This is a genomic window from Burkholderia sp. AU32262 (assembly GCF_020419985.1).
Taxonomy (GTDB): domain Bacteria; phylum Pseudomonadota; class Gammaproteobacteria; order Burkholderiales; family Burkholderiaceae; genus Burkholderia; species Burkholderia semiarida.
Map to the genome: position 1 here is coordinate 190,285 of NZ_JAIZRS010000004.1, position 18,496 is coordinate 208,780.

An 18,496-nucleotide genomic window follows, 5' to 3' on the forward strand; every position below is an offset into this window, starting at 1 on the left:
TTAAGATTGATGCGTCCCCGACCTCTGCCCACCCCGATGAACCGTACGCTCGACCATCGCAACCTGGCCATGCTGCTGCTCGAGGCCCGCGAAACGCTGATGGGTCTGTTTCGCCCCATTCTCAAGGAATTCTCGCTGACCGAACAGCAATGGCGGATCATCCGCGTGCTCGACGGCGAACCGGCGCAGGCGCTCGAAGCCGGGCAGATCGCGAAACGCTGCTGCATCCTGAGCCCGAGCCTGACCGGCGTGCTGGAACGGATGGAGCGCGACGGCCTGATCACGCGCACGCGCGCGCAGGAGGATCAGCGCCGGCTGCTGGTCAGCCTGACGCCGCAAAGCAGGAAACTGGTGACGGAAATCGGTCCGCGCATCGACGAGCAGTACCGGCAACTCGAGTCGCGGTTCGGCGAGGACGGCCTCGAGGACATCTACCGCGCGCTCGACCGGCTCATCGAGCTCGGCAGCGACGCGTGACGGCGGCGCCCGCTTCCGCGGCCTGCGGGAACGGGCGCCGGTGCGGCGCGGACGATCAGTGGAACGCGCCGCGCATCAGTTCGGTCACGGCCACGCCGCGCGACGTGCGCATGCACTCCTCGACGTAATCGATGAACGGCAACGGTTCGAAATCGATTTCATCGCGCACGCGGCGATTGTCGAATACGCGATCGACCGTCGCGAATTCCCCGCAGCGCTGCAGCGCCCGGCCGATCACGCGCTCCAGGGCCGGATCGCGGCGCCCGAGCACGTCGCGCACGACGAACGGCAGTTCGGCCGGCGCGCATGCCGCGTAGCGCGGCGCTCCGGTCATTCCCGCCGCCTCGTCCATCGCGCGCACGATCTGCGCGACCTGCGGCGCCTCGTCGCCGGCCGACACGTGATAGACGTCATGCGCGAGCGTCGGCTTGACGGCCAGCAGCATCGTCGCGCGCGCCACGTCGTCCACCGACACGATGTCGATGCGCGTCATCGGCCGCGCGGTGAAGCGGCGCGCCGCATGCGCGAGCCGGAACATCCAGAACGAATTCGGCGCGGGCCGCGTGCCGAGCACCGTGTGGCCGACCACGTGCGACGGCCGCACGACGACGAGCGGCAGCCCGAGCGCGCGCAGGCGCTGCTCCGTTTGCGCCTTCGCGTGCAGGTAGTCGGCCGCGAGCACCGCACCCGGCAGGCCTTCAGCGCCCGGCGCGGCATCGTTGCCCGCGGCGCGTTCCGCTTCCTCCTGCACGATCCCGCCGCGGCCCGCGTGCGCGTAGGCCGTGCCGACGTACACGAAGCGCTGCAGGCGCGGCGCGCGCGCAAAGCGTTCGGCGAAGCGCACCGCATCGGCGATGTCGGCCTGCAGGTGCGCGCCGTCGGCCGGCGATGCGTGGCCCGCGCAGTGAATCACGTGCGTCGCGCCGGCCAGGCGCGGCGCGTCGGCGCCGTGCCACACGTCGCCGAGCGCGCCGACGATCACGTTCGCTTCGGTCAGGCGCGATGCCCAGTACGGCGCGAGCCCCGCGCGCAGCGCGGCTTCACGCAGCCGCGCGACCGCATGGCCGCGGTCCTGCGCGCGCACGACGCACACCACGCGTTCGAGCAGCCCTGCATTGACGAGCGCCGTCAGCACGGTACTGCCGATGAAGCCCGTGGCGCCGGTCAGCACGAGCCGGCCGACGTTCGCCGCCGCGACCGGCGCGCTGGCCGGCGATACGAGGCTCGTGCGCCAGTTGAGCGACAACGCGGTTTTCCAGATCAGCACGATAGTCTCCTTCGAAGAATCGGCCGGGCGGCGCGGCGCCCGCGGTTGCGGGCCGGCGCACGGCTCAGCGGCCGGGCCGGGGCTGACGCGCGCCCCGGCGGCTCCCGATCGGGCGGACGCCCTGCGATCGCGTCGATCGCGCGCTGGCACGAGGCGGCGGCAGCCGGCGCGGACGGGCGTCCGCGCACAGGATCGGGAAGTGCCCAGTGTGGGGCTCGAACGCGTGCAAGTCTGTCCCGAAAGTTTCGTGAAAGTGTGCCGATTTGTACGCGATTGTCGGAGTGTGTCGTGCCGGCCGCCGCGTCGGAACGCTGAAACGTTGGGTGCGGCCGTGTTCGGGCGGTGCCCGATGGCGTCGGGCGGCCCGATTCGACGGCGGCCGGCGCGCGACAGATCGACGCGGGTGTCCGCCCCGTCATCCCATCTCTTGACCGCCGCGGGCGTCCGGTCAGGCGCCGCGATCGCCGCTATCGCCCGTGTGTGCTGACGCATTGGGAATGACCATGCATCATCAGACGTCCTTTCATCTGAAACTGAAATGGACGCAATACGGATTTATTGCGGTTTATCACTTGCGTTCCACACCAGTCTATCTAGACTGTTCAAGTCAAATCGGTCGAACGTTTCAACTTTTCAGGAGAGGATCCAATGCGCCTCACCATTCGGATTAATGGCAGCGAATCGGCAACCCGGCATTCCTTCGCGGTCTTGTGGGTCGATACCGACGAGGGACTGTGGTCGCGCGAGGCACATCAGGGCATCGACCTTCCGACCTGGGGCAAGGTCCGCGACGTGGAGGGCGCGATGGCGCTCTGCGCGGCCGACGGCGGCAATGCCGTCTGTCAATTGAAGGGGCTGTCGTTCGACGCGATGCGGCGCGAACAGGGCCCCGCCGTGCTCGCCGGCGAGCATCCCGCAGGCGCGTGGCGGTTGCAGGCGGTCGATACCTGCACGACCCAGCCGGAATACCGCGAATTTATTTCCGTGGCCCGATAGGTATTATTGACCTGAATCGTCTGCGGTTTTCGGGTTTATTCCGACATCCACGATATTCATTTCGATATTCAGCATGAATGGCGCCTCGGCTCGAGGCGCTTTTCATTTTCGAGATTAAAGAAATAACCGGAGCACGGGCAATTGATCGCGTGCGGGGCAATCGCGATCGACCGATGCCGGTCACCCCGTGCCCGGCCTCGGCGCACGGCGAATCGTCCGTGTTTCCCCGCCGCAACCGCCGCCGCATTCCGTTACAGCGCCGCCCTGCCCCCTTTCGCTCCATTCTCGGGATCACCTACCATTCGCCTTTTTGCGGGGCCGGAACATACTTTCCCCACACGTTGTTTACTCATTTATTACAATCGCATTATTCAGACTGACCCGCCGCCGTCCGGCGGCCCGACCCGGCCTTTGCATGAGCGTGAAAAAAAAGACCCACCCCGCCGATCCGTACGCAGCGGCGACCAAGAATCCGATGCTCGCGTCGCGGCTGCCGATGTGGCGCTCTCGGCTGATCGTGGTCGTCGTGTTCCTCGCGTTCGCCGCGTTGATCGCCCGCGCTTTCTGGGTGCAGGTCGCGAACCAGGATTTCTACGTCGGCCAGGGCCAGAAGCGTTACCAGCGCACGATCGAGCTCGACGCGATGCGCGGGCGCATCGTCGACCGCAACGGCGCGATGCTCGCGGTCAGCCTGTCGACCTATGAAATCTGGGCGAACCCGAAACAGGTCGCCGACACCGATTATCCGCAGATCGCGAAGCTGCTCGACATGCCGCTCGTCGAGGTGAAGCGGCGTCTCGGCAACGACAAGACGTTCGTGCTGCTCAAGCGGCAGGTCGATGCGGATACCGCGAGCCGGCTCGACAAGCTCGCGATCGACGGCATCACGCAGATCGCCGATTCGAAACGTTTCTACCCGGAAGGCGAATCGGCCGCGCACGTGGTCGGCTTCACGAACGTCGAGGACAAGGGCCAGGAAGGCGTCGAGCTGGCGGCGAATGCGCGCCTGCAAGGTACGTCCGGCCAGCGCGAGGTGATACGCGATCGGCTCGGCCGCATCGTGTCGGACACGCGCCCGCTCGTGCCCGCGCAGCACGGCGCGACGATCGAACTGACGATCGACCGCCGCATCCAGCAGCTCGCCTTCAGCCAGCTCAAGGCGGCCGTGATCGAAAACAACGCGGTGGCCGGCAGCGTCGTCGTACTCGACGCGCAGAACGGCGAGATTCTCGCGCTCGCGAACTATCCGACCTTCGACCCGAACGATCGCGCCCGCCTCACCGGCCAGCAATTGCGCAACCGCGCGGTGGTGGACACGTTCGAACCGGGCTCGACGATCAAGCCGCTCGTCGTCGCGCTGTCGATCGACGAGCGCAAGGTCACGCCGAACACGATCATCAACACGTCGCCGGGCACGTACAAGATCGGCCCGGCCGTGATCCACGACACGTCGAACCACGGGTCGCTGACGGTGTCGCAGGCGCTGCAGAAGTCGAGCAACGTTGCGCTCGCGAAACTCGCGCTGAACCTGCCCGCCGAAACCATCTGGAACAAATACCAGGAATACGGGATCGGCCGCGCGCCCGAACTGACGTTCCCCGGCGTCGCATCGGGCCGGCTGCGCGGCTACAAGCGCTGGCGGCCGATCGAACAGGCGACGATGGCGTACGGCTACGGGCTGTCGATGTCGCTGCTGCAGATCGCGCAGACCTACACCGCCTATGCGGGCGACGGCACGCTGCATCCGGTGTCGCTGCTGAAGAACGGCACCGACCAGCAGACGATCGACGCGCACCGCGGCCACCGCGTGACGTCGCCGCAAACGGCCGCCGCGATCCGCTCGATGCTCGAGATGGCGGTGGGTGAAGGCGGCACGGGGCGCCGCGCGCGCGTCGACGGCTACCGGATCGGCGGCAAGACGGGTACCGCGCGCAAGCAGGTCGGCGCGAGCTACGCGAAGGGCAAGTACCGCGCGCTGTTCGCGGGGATGGCGCCGATGAGCAACCCGCGCCTGATCGTCGCGGTGATGATCGACGAGCCGCGCGGCAAGGGCTACTACGGCGGCACGGTGGCCGGCCCGGTGTTCGCGTCGGTCACGAGCGGCGCGCTGCAGTTGCTCGGCGTGCCGCCCGATGCACCGGTCGAACCGGAAGAGAATGCGCCGGCGAAGGCCGGCGCGCCGCAGAAGACGGTCGCGGCGCCGAAAGCGGCGGCGCCGGCAACGACGGCCGCGCAGTCCACCCGCCCCGCGCCCGCGAAAGTGGCCGCCGCAGGCTGACGAAGCCGGGCGCGCCGCCGCGCGCCGTCAATGCGCGGCCGCGACCGGCTTCGCCATCCGGCCGAGCACGTGCTCGGTCATCCCGCGCGCGAGTTCGGTCTCGCCCATGAACACGGTGCCGATACCCTCGTTCGACAGCAGCGCGGCCTCGTCGCCGCTGTTCGTGCACAGCACGACCTCGAGCGTCGGGTTGAGCGTGCGCGAGATCTCGACGATCTGCCGCACGTCGAATACGTCGGGCAGCGTGACGACCAGCATCCCGGCGCGGGCGATATGCGCCTGCACGAGCACGATCGGCTCGATCGCGTCGCCCGACACGGCCGCGATGCCGTCCGCGCGCAGCTTCTCGACGAGCTCGCGATTCTGCTCGACGACGACATACGCAATCGAGCGCTCGTCCAGCGCATGCGCGATCCGCGTGCCGACCTTGCCATAGCCGACGATCACGACCTGCCCGGTCAGGTGCGTCTGCGGCGTCGACATCGGCAGCGCGGCGAGCGGATCGTCGCGCGCCTCGAGCTTGCGCGCGAACGCCGAATGCTTGCGGATCCACGCGAGCGCCGGATCGATCATCGCGAACAGCAGCGTGTTCATCGCGATCGAGATCAGCGCGACCGCGAGAATCAGGCTCTGCCCCTCGGCGGACAGCAGCCCGAGCGCGCGGCCGAGCCCCGCGAGGATGAACGAGAATTCGCCGATCTGCGCGAGGCCGGCCCCCACCGTCAGCGCGGTGTTCAGCGGATAGCGGAACGCGATCACGAGCGCGACGGCCGCGAGCGTCTTGCCGATCAGCACGATGCCCGCGACCTCGATCACGTGCAGCGGCTCGTCGAGCAGCACCTTCGGGTCGAACAGCATGCCGACCGAGATGAAGAACAGCACCGAGAACGCATCGCGCAGCGGCAGCGTCTCGTCGGCCGCGCGCCGGCTGAATTCCGATTCGCGCATCATCATCCCGGCGAAGAAGGCACCGAGCGCGAACGACACGTCGAACAGCTTCGCGGCGCCGAACGCGATGCCGACTGCGGCCGCGATCATGCACAGCGTGAACAGCTCGCGCGAGCCCGTGCGCGCGACGAGCCACAGAATGCGCGGGAACACGCGCTTGCCGACCACCAGCATCAGCGCGATGAACGCGGCGACCTTCAGCATCGTGACGCCGAGCGTGCCCCACACGCTGCCGCCGGCCGCCTGCGCGTCGCCGGGCGGCGTGCCGCCGAGCAGCCCCGCCACCGGTGGCAGCAGCACCAGCACGAGCACCATCACGAGATCCTCGACGACCAGCCAGCCGACCGCGATGCGCCCGTTGACCGTCTCGACGAGCCCGCGCCCCTCGAGCGCGCGCAGCAGCACGACGGTGCTCGCGACCGACAGCGCCAGCCCGAACACGAGCGCCGCACCGAGGCTCCAGCCCCAGGTGAGCGCGAGCCCGCCGCCGAGCAGCGTCGCGACGGTGATCTGCACGATGGCGCCCGGCAGCGCGATCTTGCGCACCGCGAGCAGATCGCCGAGCGAGAAATGCAGGCCGACGCCGAACATCAACAGCATCACGCCGACTTCGGCGAGTTGCTGCGCGAGCGACAGGTCGCCGACGAAGCCGGGCGTGCCGGGGCCGATCACGATCCCGGCGAGCAGATAGCCGACGAGCGGCGGCATTTTCAGCAGCGACGCGAGGTAACCGAAAATCATCGCGAGACCGAAACCGGCCGCGAGCAACGCAATCAGGCTGACGTCATGAGGCATCCCCCCTCCCAAGCTCTTGTAACGATTTAGTAAGGTTCAAGAGTGAAAGGATACGGGATGAGGCGGAAGAATGGCGCGCGGCCGCGAAAATTTCGCGCGGCGGCGCGGGTTGGCGGGGCGCGACCCCGGCGAAGACCGAGGCGTCGCGGGCCCGGTCACGCATCGACGCGGACCAGGTGACAGGCGGGGCCGGCGCCCCGCCGCCCCGCCGTCAGCGCGACGCTTGCGGGAATCGCGCGCCCGGCGGCGGCCCGGGCCGCGTCGACGGCACGCTCTTGCGCACCTTCGCGACCTGCGCGGCCGTCACCGGCGTGCCCGTGTTGCCCCAGCTCGTGCGCACGAAGTTCGACACGTCCGCGACTTCCTGGTCCGACAGGCGCCAGCCGAACGGCGGCATCGTGAAGGTCGACGGCGCGGTGCGCGTGCCCTGCAGCGCGCTGCCTTCCAGCACGACGTGAATCAGCGACGTCGGATCGTCGCCCTGCACCACCGGGTTGCCGGCGAGCGCCGGGAACACGCGCGTGTAGCCGTGGCCGTCGCTGCGGTGACAGGCCATGCAGTTGTCGCGATAGACGGCCGCGCCCGGCTTGCTCGCGTCGCCCGTCTGCAGCGCCTTCGCCGCGGCCGCGTCGTACACGTGCGGCTGCTCGCCCTGCACGCGCGGCGGTAACGTCTTCAGGTAGCGCGCGATCGCGTTCAGGTCGTCGTCGGTCATGTGCTGCATGCTGTGGCCGACCACGTCCGTCATCCCGCCGAACGCGGCCGTGCGCAGCGTGCGGCCCGTCTTCAGGAACTGCACGATCTCGGTTTCGCTCCACGCGCCGAGGCCCGTGCGCGGCTCGCCGCGCAGGCTCGTCGGCACCCAGCCGTCGATCGCCGCGCCGCCGGCCAGGAAGTCGAGGCCGTCCGCGTCGGTCAGCCCGCGCTCCTGCATCGTCGGCGCGCGCGGCGTGTGGCACGCGCCGCAGTGGCCGAGGCCCTGCACGAGATACGCGCCGCGTGCGACCGCCGGGTCGCTGTACGACGCCGCGTCGAACGGCTTCGGCGACGGCGCGAACATCTTGCGCCAGATGCCGAGCGGCCAGCGCATCGACAGCGGCCACACGATGTCGACCGCGCGGTTCTCGTGCTCGACCGGCGCGACGCCGTGCATGAAGTATGCGTACAGTGCCTTCATGTCGTCGTCGGTCAGCCGCGAATACGACGGGAACGGCATCGCCGGATACATCGTGTCGCCGTTCTTGCGCACGCCTTCGCGCACCGCGCGGGTGAAGTCCTCGTAAGTCCAGCCGCCGAGACCCGTCTTCGGGTCCGGCGTGATGTTCGTCGAGTAGATCGCGCCGATCGGCGTGTCGAACTTCAGGCCGCCCGCGAACGGCTTGCCGCCGCTCGCGGTGTGGCATGCGATGCAGTCGCCGGCGCGGGCGAGGTATTCGCCGCGCTTGATCAGGGCCGCGTCGGCGGATTGGGCGGCCGGTGCGGCCGCCGGGCCGGAGGCTGCCGCGGGGGCCGCCGGTTGCGCAAGCGCCGCCGAGCCCGCGAAGCCGAACGCGGCCCAGGCCGCACCGGCCGCCAGCGCGCGCGACATCCGGCGCGCGACGTTGTGGTTCATCGTCCTCTTCATGCGGTCACCAGCGGGGCGGGATTTTTCAGGTACTGCTCGCGGATCGCACGTGCCGACCAGTAGGCCAGCGCCGCGATGATTCCGGTCGGGTTGTAGCCGATGCCCTGCGGCAGCGCGGACGCGCCCATCACGAACACGTTGTGCACGTCCCAGCACTGCAGGTAGCGGTTCAGCACGCTCGTCTTCGGGTCGGTGCCCATGATCGCGCCGCCGACGAGATGGGTGGTCTGGTACTGGCGCGAGTCGAAGTGCTTGCCGAACTCGCGCGTCGACACGCCGATCGCCTTCGGCCCCATCGCCTCCGCGATCTTCTTCATCTGGCCGGTCACGTACTGCGCCATCTTGATGTCGTTGTCCTTCCAGTCGAACGTCATCCGCAACAGCGGCTGGCCGTACGAATCGCGATAGGTCGGATCGAGGTCGAGATACACGTCGCGGTACGACATGTTGGTGCCATGCGCATCCATCGAGATCGTGTGCGCGTAGTTGTCCTTCACGGCCTTCTTCCATGCCGAGCCCCATTGCGGCGTGCCGGGCGGTGTCGCGATGCCGCTGATCGGCTTCACGCCGGCCTGGTTCACCCAAAGCGGCGAGCCGCCGACGAAGCCGAGCGGGCCGTGGTCGAAGTTGTCCGCGTTGAAATCGTCCACCGCGACGCCGTTGCCGCCCGCGCCGATGAATGGATTCGTGTAGGTGTCCTTGTCGAAGAACGCCTTGATCGTCGACAGGTTCTGGTACGCGAAATTGCGGCCGACCACACCTTCGCCCGAGATCGGATCGTACGGCTTGCCGATGCCCGACAGCAGCAGCAGGTGCACGTTGTGATACTGGAACGCGGCCACGATCACGAGATCGGCCGGCTGGTGCACTTCACGCCCGGCCGGATCGACGTAGGTCACGCCGGTCGCGCGCTTCTTCGTGTCGTCGAGATCGACGCGCAGCACGTGGCACTTCGAGCGCAGCTCGAAGTTCGGCGCCTGCTTCAGCGCCGGCAGGATGTTCAGGTTCGGCGACGCCTTCGAATACATGTAGCACGCGTAGCCGCTGCAATATCCACAGAAGTTGCACGGGCCCATCTGCACGCCGTACGGGTTCGTGTACGGGCCCGAGGTGTTCGCGGACGGCAGCCGGTACGGATGCAGGCCCAGCGAGCGGGCCGCATCGAAGAAGCGCTGCGCCGAATACGTATTGAGCTGCGCGGGCAGCGGGAAGTGGTCGCTGCGGTTGGCCTCGAACACGTTGCCGTCGCCGACCACCTTGCCGCCGACCTTGTACGCCTGCCCCGACGTGCCGAACACCTTCTCGGCGAAATCGAAATGCGGCTCGAGTTCCTCGTACGTGACGCCCGTGTCCTGGATCGTCATCCCTTCGGGGATGAACTTCTTGCCGTAGCGCTCTTCGTAGTGGCTGCGCAGGCGCAGCTCTTCCGGCGTGATCCGGAAGTGCACGCCCGACCAGTGCAGCCCCGCGCCGCCCACGCCTTCGCCCGGCAGGAACGCGGCGAGCTGCCGGTACGGCAGCGCGGTGTCCTGCAGCCCGTGGCGAATCGACACGGTCGTCTTCGACAGGTCGAGAAACAGCTTCTTGCGGATGTTGTAGGTCAGCTCGTCGATCGTGTTCGGGTACGCGCCGTCCGGGTAGGTGTCGCGATATTCGCCGCGCTCGAGCGCGACGACGTTCAAACCGGCTTCGGTCAGTTCCTTCGCGAGAATCGCGCCGGTCCAGCCGAACCCGACGATCACCGCGTCGACATGCGGCTTCTTGTCTGCGGCCATCAGCTGCGCTCCCCGTTGATCGAGACGGGGCCGTACGGATAGGGCTTGCCGCTCTGGTTGACGAAATCCATGAAGTCCGCGCGCGCGCCCGGGAAACCGATCATCTTCCACGCGGCCATGTCGCGATTGCCGCCATGCACCGGATCGCAGAAGTAGCCCTCGCGCGTGTTCTGCAGCAACTGGCCGAGAAACACGCCGGGCGGCACGTCGTCGATCTGCGCGCCGCCCTTCTCCAGCGCGCCGAGCACCGTGTCGCGCGTCGGTGCGTCGAGATCCGCGAACGCCTTGCCGTGCGCCTTTTCGCAATAGCGGTTGACGGCCGCGATGCCGAGCCGGTAGATGTCGCGCGGCACCAGCTTCAACTGGTAGCCGAGCTCGGGCACGCCCTGCTGGAACGGCCCCTGCATGTACCACGTCGCGCCGTGCGCATACGGCGTCTCCATCTGGCGATCGATGAATTCGGGCACGCCGGCTTCGAGCGCGCCGGGGCCTTCGGCATCGGCCGGAATCAGCCGGTCGACGGCGGCCTGGACGAACGCCCATTCCTTCGCATCGAAAAAGGTCGGCTTGTACGGCGCGCGCTCGGCGCCGGCCGACGCGGCGGATGCATTGCCGGCCGTCGTCGCGGACGGCGACGACGAGCGCAGGTCGCAGCCGGCGACCGACGCGATCGGCACGAGCGCGACCGACGTGCGCAGGAAACGGCGACGCGAATTGGGTTTGTCAGGTGGCGTGGACATGGTCGGATGTTGATCGTTGGGGATCGGGGTTCGGACGCGCGCATTCCGCATGCCACGTGCCCGGCAGGCAGCCGTGCCGCACGCGGCCGGTCGCCCTGTTCTTTCGTGTGTTGCGCACAACCTCGATTGCAGGCGCCCGGCCGCGCTCCGCGGTGGCGCCGTCATTGCAGCCGCACCCCGCTCCGGTACCGGCGGCGCTGTGCGGATTGACCTCTTCGCGGGCCCTATCGTCGGACAAATACCGGCATCAGCCTGCATCTCTCCGTCATCGCCCATGACCCTTGTTCAACTTAGACCTCACGTGTGCCCACGGCAAGCGCAACGTGCACGACCCTCTTTCGGGTCCGGCGACGAGTGCGGCGAATTATATATGGAACCGGTTCCATTACTAGAGGGATCGATGCAATTCAGTGCATCGAAATCAGCAATAATGGGAAATTGAGAAGCCGGAATGTGCAAGGATGGGAAGACGGCGGACGGCGCTGGCCGTCGGCGCGTGCTACGGCGTGCCCGTGATCTTCGAAGTCGATGCGCGGCGCATGCACCGGCAGGGCCATGCGTTCTTCGTCGCCGAAAACGGTGTCTGGCTGACCGATGCCGTGCCGGCCGAATACCTTACCCTGGTCGGGACGCACGCGGGCTGAAGCGCGTGCGGCGCTTCCCTCACCATGGCCAGAACATCGACGCGATCGACAGCGCCAGCGCCGCGCACAGCGGCGAGTAATACAGCGTGTCCATCCGCGCGAAACGCGACCCGCGGATCCGCTTGGAGAAGCCGACGTAGCGGAAATCGCCGACGGCCCGCACCGCGAAGATCAATGCGAGCGCAACGGTCGCGAACGCGATCGTGCATGGATACGCGTTGCGCCCGAGCCAGCCGGCACGCACGGCGACCACGCACGCGCCGCCCAGCAGGGCGGCCGCGACGGCAAGCGTGCCGACGGCGGTCGGCCGCAACAGCGGTACGCCGTCCTGCTCCGGAATGGCCGCACGCTTGCCCAGCCGCCCGCCGAACGCCCAGTAGACGTGCACGAGCGCGAGGGCGCAAAGCGTCGGCACGCTGAAATACGCACCGGTCATGTCGATCGATGTCCTCGTGTCGTTGTCTCGTCGTCTTGCCGAAAAACGTTCGGCCCGCGACACGCATGACGATACCGAAACCCGATCACGCGCGCATTGCGACGTCCGGTCGCAACCGGCGGCCGCGCATGCTGCGTCGCAGTGCGCATGCATTGCGCGCATGCCGCACGCTTGACTTCCCTCCGCGCGCTACTACGCTGTTATTCCAGTACTGCGGTCGGCACGCCGCCGCGCAACCGGCTGCGCGCCCGCACGACGACGATAACGAAGGCCATGGAGGCGACTCATGCTGGTCGGTGTGCCGAAAGAGATCAAGAACCACGAATACCGCGTCGGCCTCACGCCGGCCGGCGCGCGCGAACTCACGCGGCACGGCCATCGCGTGCTCGTGCAGCGCGGCGCGGGCACGGCGATCGGCCTGCTCGACGACGACTACACGGCCGCCGGCGCATCGCTCAGCGACGGCGCCGACGAAATCTTCGCGCGGGCCGACATGATCATCAAGGTGAAGGAGCCGCAGCCCGCCGAATGCGCGATGCTGCGGCGCGGCCAGATTCTCTACACGTACCTGCATCTCGCGCCCGATCCCGATCAGGCCGCCGCGCTCGTGAAATCCGGCGCGGTGTGCATCGCGTACGAAACCGTGACGGGCCCCGGCGGCGGCCTGCCGCTGCTCGCGCCGATGAGCGAAGTCGCCGGCCGCATGTCGATCCAGGTCGCGGCGACCCACCTCGAAAGCCCGCGCGGCGGCCGCGGCCTGCTGATGGCCGGCGTGCCGGGCGTGCCGGCCGCGCACGTCGTCGTGCTCGGCGCGGGCGTCGTGGGCACCGGCGCGCTGCAGATGGCGGTGGGCCTCGGCGCGCGCGTCACCGTGCTCGACAACAACGTGAACCGGTTGCGCCAGCTCGATCTCGTGTTCGCCAACCGGATCGCGACCGTCTGCTCGAATGCGCATACGGTCGACGAAGCCGTGCGCGATGCCGACGTCGTGATCGGCGCCGTGCTCGTTCCGGGGGCGTCGGCGCCGCGGCTCGTCACGCGCGACATGATCGCGACGATGCGCAAGGGGGCGGTCGTCGTCGACGTCGCGATCGACCAGGGCGGATGCTTCGAGACCTCGCATGCGACCACGCACGCGGCGCCGACCTTCGTCGTCGACGGCGTGGTCCACTACTGCGTCGCGAACATGCCCGGCGCGGTCGCGCGCACGTCCACCTTTGCGCTGAACAATGCGACGCTCGGCCATGCGCTCGCGCTCGCCGACAAGGGCTGGAAACAGGCGATGCTCGACGATCCGCACCTGCGCGCGGGCCTGAACGTGTGCGACGGCCACATCACGTACGAAGCCGTCGCGCAGGCGCTCGGGCTCCCGTACGTCCCGGCCGCCGGCGTGTTGGCATGACCGTGCCGGCATGAACGGAACGCACCGCGGCCGGCCGCGTTGCGTTCACGCGCCCTTCGACCGGCTCCGCTTGCCGCCGCCGCCCATCGTGCGCGCCAGCAGCGGCCGCAGTTGCGCGAGCGTGCGCGTGTTCAGCACGTCGTGCCGCGTCAGCCAGCCGCGCCGCGCCTGGTCGACGCCGAACGCGAGGTTGTCGAGTTCGTCCGCGCTGCATGCATCCGAACCGATCGCGACCGGCACGCCGGCCTTCGCGGCCTCGCGGCACCAGACGTCCGGCAGGTCCAGGCGCCGCGGCTGAGCATCGAGTTCGACGAAACAGCCGCGCGCGGCAGCCTGCGCGAGCACGCGCGGCACATCGAGTTCGCAGGCGTCGCGCTCGCCGAGCATGCGACCGGTCGGATGCGCGAGAATCGTGAAATACGGATGGTCCATCGCGCGCAGCATGCGATCGGTCTGCACGCCGCGCGGCAGGTCGAAACCGTCGCGTACCGCGCCGACGACGAGATCGAGCCGGCCGAGCATCGCGTCGGGCACGTCCAGGCTGCCATCCTCGCGAATGCCCGCTTCCACGCCCTTGAGCAACACGAAATCGTCGAACGTCGCGTTGACGCGATCGATGTCGTCGAGTTGCCGCGCGAGCCAGTCGAAGCCGCCGCGAGCGCCGTCGCCAGGCGGGACGCGATCGGTGACGGCCAGATACGCGAGCCCGCGCGCACGCGCGGCCGCGGCCATCGCGCGCAAGCCGTCGCGGCCGGCCGACACGTCGGTATGCGCGTGCAGGTCGCCATGCAGATGCTTGCGCTCCACCAGCGCCGGCAGCGTGCCGGCACGGGACGCATCGACCTCGCCGCGATCCTCGCGCAACTCGGGCGGCACCTCGTGCAGCCCGATGGCCGCGTAGACCGATGCCTCCGTCGCGCCGGCAATCCGCTCGTCGCCGCGAAACACGCCGTATTCGTTGATCTTCAGGCCACCGGCCTGCGCGAGCCGGCGCAGCGCGATGTTGTGCGCCTTCGATCCGGTGAAGTAGACGAGCGCCGCGCCGAACGCATCGGCATCGACGACGCGCAGGTCGACCTGCAACCCGTTGGCGAGCATCGCGCTCGACCGGGTCTTGCCGTGTGCGAGCACGCGCGCCACGTCGCCGTAGCCGACGAACGCGTCGGCGACCGCGGCAGCATCGCGTGCGGTGACGAGGATGTCGAGATCGCCGACCGTCTCGCGGCGGCGGCGGAAGCTGCCGGCCGGCACGGCCTTGCCGACGCCGGCCACCGCACGCAGGTGTTCGAGCAACGGCGTCAGCGCATGCGCGGCGTCGGGCAGCAGGAAGCGTTGCGGCTCGCGCTGCAGGCGATCGTCGATCGCCTCGATCAGATGGGCTTCGGTTTTCGCACCGAAGCCCGGCAGTTCGCGCACGTGCCCGCTCTTCGCTTCGGCGCGCAACTGCTCGAGCGAATCGACGCGCAGCGCGTCGTGCAGCGCCTTCACGCGTTTCGCGCCGAGCCCGGGCACGTCGAGCAGCGCGACGATCGCGCCCGGCAACGCATGACGCAAGGTTTGCTGCAGTTCGCAGGTGCCGGTCGCGGCGATCTCGCGCAGCTTCGACGCGAGATCGGCCCCGATCGACGGAATCTTCCCGAGATCGTCGCCGTTCGCGATCATCGTCGGGATATCGCGGCCGTAGTCGGCGATCGTGCGGGCGGCGTTGCGGTATGCCCGCACGCGAAACGGGTTGGCGCCCTGGATCTCGAGCATGTCGGCGATTTCGGCGAACACGGCCGCGCACTCGGCATTGTGGATCGGCATGATCGGCGTGCCCCCTTCCACGTGGATGGCGCCGCGCGCCGGCGCGACGGCGTCTGCCCGCCCGGCGCCGCGTGTCGACGGCGCCCGGCGCCCGTTGGTCATCCTGCGCCGGCCGCCCGGCGCGTGCAGCGCGGTGGAAACCGCGACGTCAGAGCGACGCGCGCGGCGTCGTCGCGTAGCGGCGCTCGTACAGCGACTGGCAATGCGTGCAGCGTTCGGCGGTCGGGCGCGCCAGCAGGCGCTCGTAGCCGACCGAGCCGTCGCAGTCGATGCATTCGCCGTAGCTGCCGTCGCGCATCCGCCGCTGCGCGCGGCCGATCGCGCGCAGTTCGGTCAGCTTCATGCCGATCAACGCGTGATCGACGTCGACGAACAGATCGGCGTTCGCCTCGTCGCCCTCGTCCGGCGCCGCGCCGGCAAGGTCCGCATAGGATTCCAGCGCGCGCTGGTCCTCGCTCGCGCGGATCTCCGCACGCAGCGCCTGCTCGCTCTCGTTCAGCCGCTGTTTCAGCGTCTGCCGTTGTTGTTGGTCGAGCGACATGGCCGTCTCTCCTGTTCCGGGTTCCGCGCGAAAAAGTGAGGCGCGCGGTATCGCGCCGGTACGCGGCGCGCAGGCATGGCCTGCGCCGCCGCATCCGGATGCGCGGCCGGACGTGCAGGACGCCGGACGCATTCGACGCAGGATAAACCCATTGAACACGCGTGTGTTGACCGGAATCAGCGTGCCGGCCACGCAGCGTCAGCGGTGAGGAAACTGGGGACGGACGCGCAATCCCGACGTGCGGCGCGCGCCGCGCGGCCCGTCGGCGCAACCGCGGCGCAGCAATTTCCGCACGGCCGCACGCGTCTTTCCGTGCCCGCGGACCGGCCTCAGGCCGTCGGTACGATCGCTCGCGCGGCGCCGACTCGATCGTTCGTTTTCCTCAGAATGCATTGCGGCCGATGAAGCCGCGCACCACCGTCAGCAGGATGATCTTGATGTCGAACCAGAAGCTCCAGTTCTGCATGTAGAACAGATCGAACTTCACGCGCGCCGCCATCGCCTCGACCTTGCGCGTCTCGCCGCGATAGCCGTTCACCTGGGCCCATCCGGTGATGCCGGGCCGCACACGGTAGCGGTACATGTAGCAGTCGACCAGTTGGCGATAGAAGTCGTCGTGTTCGATCGCATGCGGACGCGGGCCGACCACCGACATCTGCCCGAACAGCACGTTGAAGAACTGCGGCAGCTCGTCGAGCGAGGTGCGCCGCAGGAACGCGCCGACGCGCGTGATGCGCGCATCGTTGCGCGACGCCTGCCGCAGGACGCCCGGCTGCGCGCGATGCACGCGCATCGTCCGGAACTTCAGGATGTCGAACTCGCGGCCGTCGACGCCCTTGCGGCGCTGCCTGAACAGCACGGGCCCGGGCGAAGACAGCTTGACCGCGATCGCGAGCATCGTCAGCAGCGGCAGCAATGGAATCAGCACGGCGAACGCGAACAGCCGGTCGAATGCGAACTTCGCCCACAGCTCCGGCGCGGAGCGCGGCGTGGTCGCGAGATTGATCGCCGGCATGCCCAGCACGTCGGTCGCGGAGCGATCGACGACCGCCATCTGCCGCACGTCGGGCAACAGCCGCAACTCGACGAACTCGTCGCGCAGTTCGCGCACGATGCGCTGGATCCGCCACTCGTGCGACATCGGCAGCGTGAGCCAGACCTCGTCGATGTCACCGCCGCGAATCCGGTCGCGCAACGCGTTCCAGTCGTCGATCACCGGCACGCCGCCGATGCCGCTCGCGGCGGCCGCCGCATCGTCGTCGAATACGCACGCGGCCACGAACGGGCCGTTCGGCGCAAGCTGCATCCGCTCGATCGCCACGCGCCCGTAGGCCGTTGCGCCGACGACGGCGACGCGGCGTTGCCGTGCGCGCGGGTCGCCGCGCGTCAGCGCGAGCGCCAGCAGCGCCGCGCGGCCGAGCAGCAGCGTCGCGTCGCCGGCCAGCACCGTTTGCACGATCCAGCGCGTCGTGACCGTGCCGCCGCGATTCATCATCCATACCGTGCCGGCCACCGTCAGCACGCTCGCGCACATCACCGCCACCAGCGTGTGCGTCAGCACGTGCGCGCCGCCCTGCACCGCCACGCCGCCGCGCACGGTGCGCAGGTAGCGCGGCAGCAGCGCCACCGTCAACACGCACAGCAGCGCGATCGCGCCGCGCTGCGCGTCGGACAGCGCATGCCAGCCGAGGCCCCACGCCGCCTGTGCGGCGAGCGCCCCCGCCAGCACGAGCACGACGTCGGCCGCCGCGATCACGGCACGCCGCATCGCATTCGTTCCACCGGACATCGGCTGCATCGTCACGCACCGTGTGCCGGGAATCCGCGACGGCTCTCCAGCATGCGCGGGTGGACCGTCGCCGGCCTCGCATTCCCGCGCGTGCCGAGCAGCCGGCGATAGTCCGCGCGAATCAGGTCGTAGCATTCGCACGCATGATGTTCGAGGCCGTCGCGGTCGAGCACCGTGATGCGGCCGCGGCGCTGCCGGATCAGCCCGGCTTCCTGCAGGTTGCCGGCCGCCTCCGTCACACCCTCGCGCCGCACGCCGAGCATGTTCGCGATCGTCTGCTGCGTGACCGTTAGCTCGTCGCCGTCGATCCGATCATGCGCGAGCAGCAGCCAGCGGCTGAGCTGCTCGCTGACCGAGTGGTGGCGGTTGCACAGCGCGCTGCGCGAGATTTGCGCCATCGTTGCCTGGCAGGTGTTCAGCAGCAGCCGGTAGGTCTGCGGCGACCGCTCGAACTCGGCGCGCATCACGCAACTCGGCACGCGATAGGCCATTCCGCCGATGCGCACCTCGACCCGGCTCGACGCCGCGATGCCGCCCACCAGCGTCCCCAGCCCGACCACCCCCCTCGCGGCCGACCACCGCCACCTCGACCATCGCACCGTCCTCCATCAGGTGCTGCACCGACATCATCGCCGTCGTCGGAAAGTGCAGATGACGCATCGGTTCGCCAACCCGATCGAGCATCCCGGCCTTGATCCTGACCAGTTCGAGATGCGGTGCGATGGTGCGGATGCTGTCCTCCGGGAGGGCAGCAAGGATGGCGTTCGCCGAGTAGCTCGAGTGAAGATGAAGCATGTCTGTATCCCTTTTATCGTCCGCGCCGCCTGCAGCCGCGTGCACGGAACTCGTTATCGCGATGCGCGTCCGGACATTGATGCGGTTGCGGCCCACAACCCCGAATCCGACTGACCATCGGCTTGTCATCGCCGGATTGAGTCCACTGCCACGTTTCGACACGCCAGCCCGAATAAGCGATTT

General features: G+C 68.8%; 15 protein-coding genes and 1 pseudogene. 6 read left to right on the top strand and 10 right to left on the bottom strand.

Annotated features, from left to right (window positions below; translation table 11 throughout):
• The first annotated feature begins 36 nt into the window (after nucleotides 1-36).
• Nucleotides 37-477 (top strand): homoprotocatechuate degradation operon regulator HpaR, encoded by a 441-nt coding sequence (gene hpaR / locus LGN10_RS06145; protein ID WP_059574601.1) that lies wholly within the window; start codon nucleotides 37-39, stop codon nucleotides 475-477.
• 55 nt (nucleotides 478-532) lie between these two features.
• On the opposite strand, the gene LGN10_RS06150 is transcribed toward hpaR, so the two are convergent.
• Nucleotides 533-1,744, bottom strand: a complete 1,212-nt coding sequence (locus LGN10_RS06150) for an SDR family oxidoreductase (protein WP_226222286.1) — start codon at nucleotides 1,742-1,744, stop codon at nucleotides 533-535.
• 648 nt (nucleotides 1,745-2,392) lie between these two features.
• On the opposite strand from LGN10_RS06150, the gene LGN10_RS06155 reads away from it, so the two are divergent.
• The gene (locus LGN10_RS06155) at nucleotides 2,393-2,740 is read left to right on the top strand and encodes a DUF3564 family protein (RefSeq protein WP_226222287.1); all 348 of its coding nucleotides are present in this window, start codon (nucleotides 2,393-2,395) and stop codon (nucleotides 2,738-2,740) included.
• 415 nt (nucleotides 2,741-3,155) lie between these two features.
• Nucleotides 3,156-5,018: a peptidoglycan D,D-transpeptidase FtsI family protein gene (locus LGN10_RS06160; RefSeq protein WP_226222291.1), complete on the top strand. Its 1,863-nt coding sequence runs from the start codon at nucleotides 3,156-3,158 to the stop codon at nucleotides 5,016-5,018.
• Nucleotides 5,019-5,045: 27 nt separating this feature from the next.
• On the opposite strand, the gene LGN10_RS06165 is transcribed toward LGN10_RS06160, so the two are convergent.
• The 4 genes from LGN10_RS06165 to LGN10_RS06180 all read right to left on the bottom strand — a co-directional run bounded on the left by LGN10_RS06165 (nucleotide 5,046) and on the right by LGN10_RS06180 (nucleotide 10,900).
• The gene (locus LGN10_RS06165) at nucleotides 5,046-6,761 is read right to left on the bottom strand and encodes a cation:proton antiporter (RefSeq protein WP_059574609.1); all 1,716 of its coding nucleotides are present in this window, start codon (nucleotides 6,759-6,761) and stop codon (nucleotides 5,046-5,048) included.
• Between the two features lie 211 nt (nucleotides 6,762-6,972).
• Complete coding sequence (locus tag LGN10_RS06170; protein WP_226222293.1) at nucleotides 6,973-8,385, bottom strand: c-type cytochrome; 1,413 nt, start codon at nucleotides 8,383-8,385, stop codon at nucleotides 6,973-6,975.
• Nucleotides 8,382-10,160: a GMC family oxidoreductase gene (locus LGN10_RS06175; RefSeq protein ID WP_226222295.1), complete on the bottom strand. Its 1,779-nt coding sequence runs from the start codon at nucleotides 10,158-10,160 to the stop codon at nucleotides 8,382-8,384. The genes LGN10_RS06170 and LGN10_RS06175 overlap by 4 nt, the downstream gene beginning before the upstream one ends.
• A complete protein-coding gene (locus LGN10_RS06180) occupies nucleotides 10,160-10,900 on the bottom strand; it encodes a gluconate 2-dehydrogenase subunit 3 family protein (RefSeq protein WP_059574615.1) in 741 nt (246 codons plus the stop codon). The genes LGN10_RS06175 and LGN10_RS06180 overlap by 1 nt, the downstream gene beginning before the upstream one ends.
• A gap of 461 nt (nucleotides 10,901-11,361) precedes the next feature.
• Between LGN10_RS06180 and LGN10_RS06185 the strand changes: the two genes are divergently transcribed.
• Nucleotides 11,362-11,544 (top strand): RNA 2'-phosphotransferase, encoded by a 183-nt coding sequence (locus LGN10_RS06185; protein WP_226222297.1) that lies wholly within the window; start codon nucleotides 11,362-11,364, stop codon nucleotides 11,542-11,544.
• A gap of 19 nt (nucleotides 11,545-11,563) precedes the next feature.
• Here the strand turns inward: LGN10_RS06185 and LGN10_RS06190 are convergent, their stop codons facing one another.
• The gene (locus LGN10_RS06190) at nucleotides 11,564-11,980 is read right to left on the bottom strand and encodes a DUF3995 domain-containing protein (RefSeq protein ID WP_059574619.1); all 417 of its coding nucleotides are present in this window, start codon (nucleotides 11,978-11,980) and stop codon (nucleotides 11,564-11,566) included.
• 286 nt (nucleotides 11,981-12,266) lie between these two features.
• On the opposite strand from LGN10_RS06190, the gene ald reads away from it, so the two are divergent.
• Nucleotides 12,267-13,382 (top strand): alanine dehydrogenase, encoded by a 1,116-nt coding sequence (ald, locus tag LGN10_RS06195; RefSeq protein ID WP_059574621.1) that lies wholly within the window; start codon nucleotides 12,267-12,269, stop codon nucleotides 13,380-13,382.
• A 45-nt stretch (nucleotides 13,383-13,427) separates the two neighbouring features.
• Here the strand turns inward: ald and polX are convergent, their stop codons facing one another.
• From polX to LGN10_RS06215, 4 genes and pseudogenes are all read right to left on the bottom strand, one after another.
• Nucleotides 13,428-15,188, bottom strand: coding sequence for a DNA polymerase/3'-5' exonuclease PolX (gene polX, locus LGN10_RS06200; protein ID WP_226222299.1), 1,761 nt, complete (start codon nucleotides 15,186-15,188; stop codon nucleotides 13,428-13,430).
• Between the two features lie 148 nt (nucleotides 15,189-15,336).
• Entirely contained in the window at nucleotides 15,337-15,729 is a 393-nt protein-coding gene (locus tag LGN10_RS06205; protein ID WP_059574623.1) for a TraR/DksA family transcriptional regulator, read from the bottom strand.
• A gap of 382 nt (nucleotides 15,730-16,111) precedes the next feature.
• Nucleotides 16,112-17,518, bottom strand: coding sequence for an undecaprenyl-phosphate glucose phosphotransferase (locus tag LGN10_RS06210; protein ID WP_226222307.1), 1,407 nt, complete (start codon nucleotides 17,516-17,518; stop codon nucleotides 16,112-16,114).
• A gap of 11 nt (nucleotides 17,519-17,529) precedes the next feature.
• Nucleotides 17,530-18,277: pseudogene (locus LGN10_RS06215) on the bottom strand (Crp/Fnr family transcriptional regulator).
• Between LGN10_RS06215 and LGN10_RS33625 the strand changes: the two are divergent.
• Nucleotides 18,170-18,427: a hypothetical protein gene (locus LGN10_RS33625; RefSeq protein WP_226222466.1), complete on the top strand. Its 258-nt coding sequence runs from the start codon at nucleotides 18,170-18,172 to the stop codon at nucleotides 18,425-18,427. The pseudogene LGN10_RS06215 and the gene LGN10_RS33625 sit on opposite strands and share 108 nt — an antisense overlap.
• Nucleotides 18,428-18,496: the final 69 nt, after the last annotated feature.

Coding starts and splice junctions, on each gene's coding strand:
- LGN10_RS06155 (WP_226222287.1), top strand. CDS start 2,393: ATGCGCCTCACCATTCGGATTAATGGCAGCGAATCGGCAACCCGGCAT.
- LGN10_RS33625 (WP_226222466.1), top strand. CDS start 18,170: ATGACGCATCGGTTCGCCAACCCGATCGAGCATCCCGGCCTTGATCCT.
- hpaR (WP_059574601.1), top strand. CDS start 37: ATGAACCGTACGCTCGACCATCGCAACCTGGCCATGCTGCTGCTCGAG.
- polX (WP_226222299.1), bottom strand. CDS start 15,188: ATGCCGATCCACAATGCCGAGTGCGCGGCCGTGTTCGCCGAAATCGCC.
- LGN10_RS06165 (WP_059574609.1), bottom strand. CDS start 6,761: ATGCCTCATGACGTCAGCCTGATTGCGTTGCTCGCGGCCGGTTTCGGT.
- LGN10_RS06205 (WP_059574623.1), bottom strand. CDS start 15,729: ATGTCGCTCGACCAACAACAACGGCAGACGCTGAAACAGCGGCTGAAC.
- LGN10_RS06160 (WP_226222291.1), top strand. CDS start 3,156: ATGAGCGTGAAAAAAAAGACCCACCCCGCCGATCCGTACGCAGCGGCG.
- LGN10_RS06175 (WP_226222295.1), bottom strand. CDS start 10,160: ATGGCCGCAGACAAGAAGCCGCATGTCGACGCGGTGATCGTCGGGTTC.
- ald (WP_059574621.1), top strand. CDS start 12,267: ATGCTGGTCGGTGTGCCGAAAGAGATCAAGAACCACGAATACCGCGTC.
- LGN10_RS06210 (WP_226222307.1), bottom strand. CDS start 17,518: ATGTCCGGTGGAACGAATGCGATGCGGCGTGCCGTGATCGCGGCGGCC.
- LGN10_RS06170 (WP_226222293.1), bottom strand. CDS start 8,385: ATGAAGAGGACGATGAACCACAACGTCGCGCGCCGGATGTCGCGCGCG.
- LGN10_RS06190 (WP_059574619.1), bottom strand. CDS start 11,980: ATGACCGGTGCGTATTTCAGCGTGCCGACGCTTTGCGCCCTCGCGCTC.
- LGN10_RS06180 (WP_059574615.1), bottom strand. CDS start 10,900: ATGTCCACGCCACCTGACAAACCCAATTCGCGTCGCCGTTTCCTGCGC.
- LGN10_RS06185 (WP_226222297.1), top strand. CDS start 11,362: ATGGGAAGACGGCGGACGGCGCTGGCCGTCGGCGCGTGCTACGGCGTG.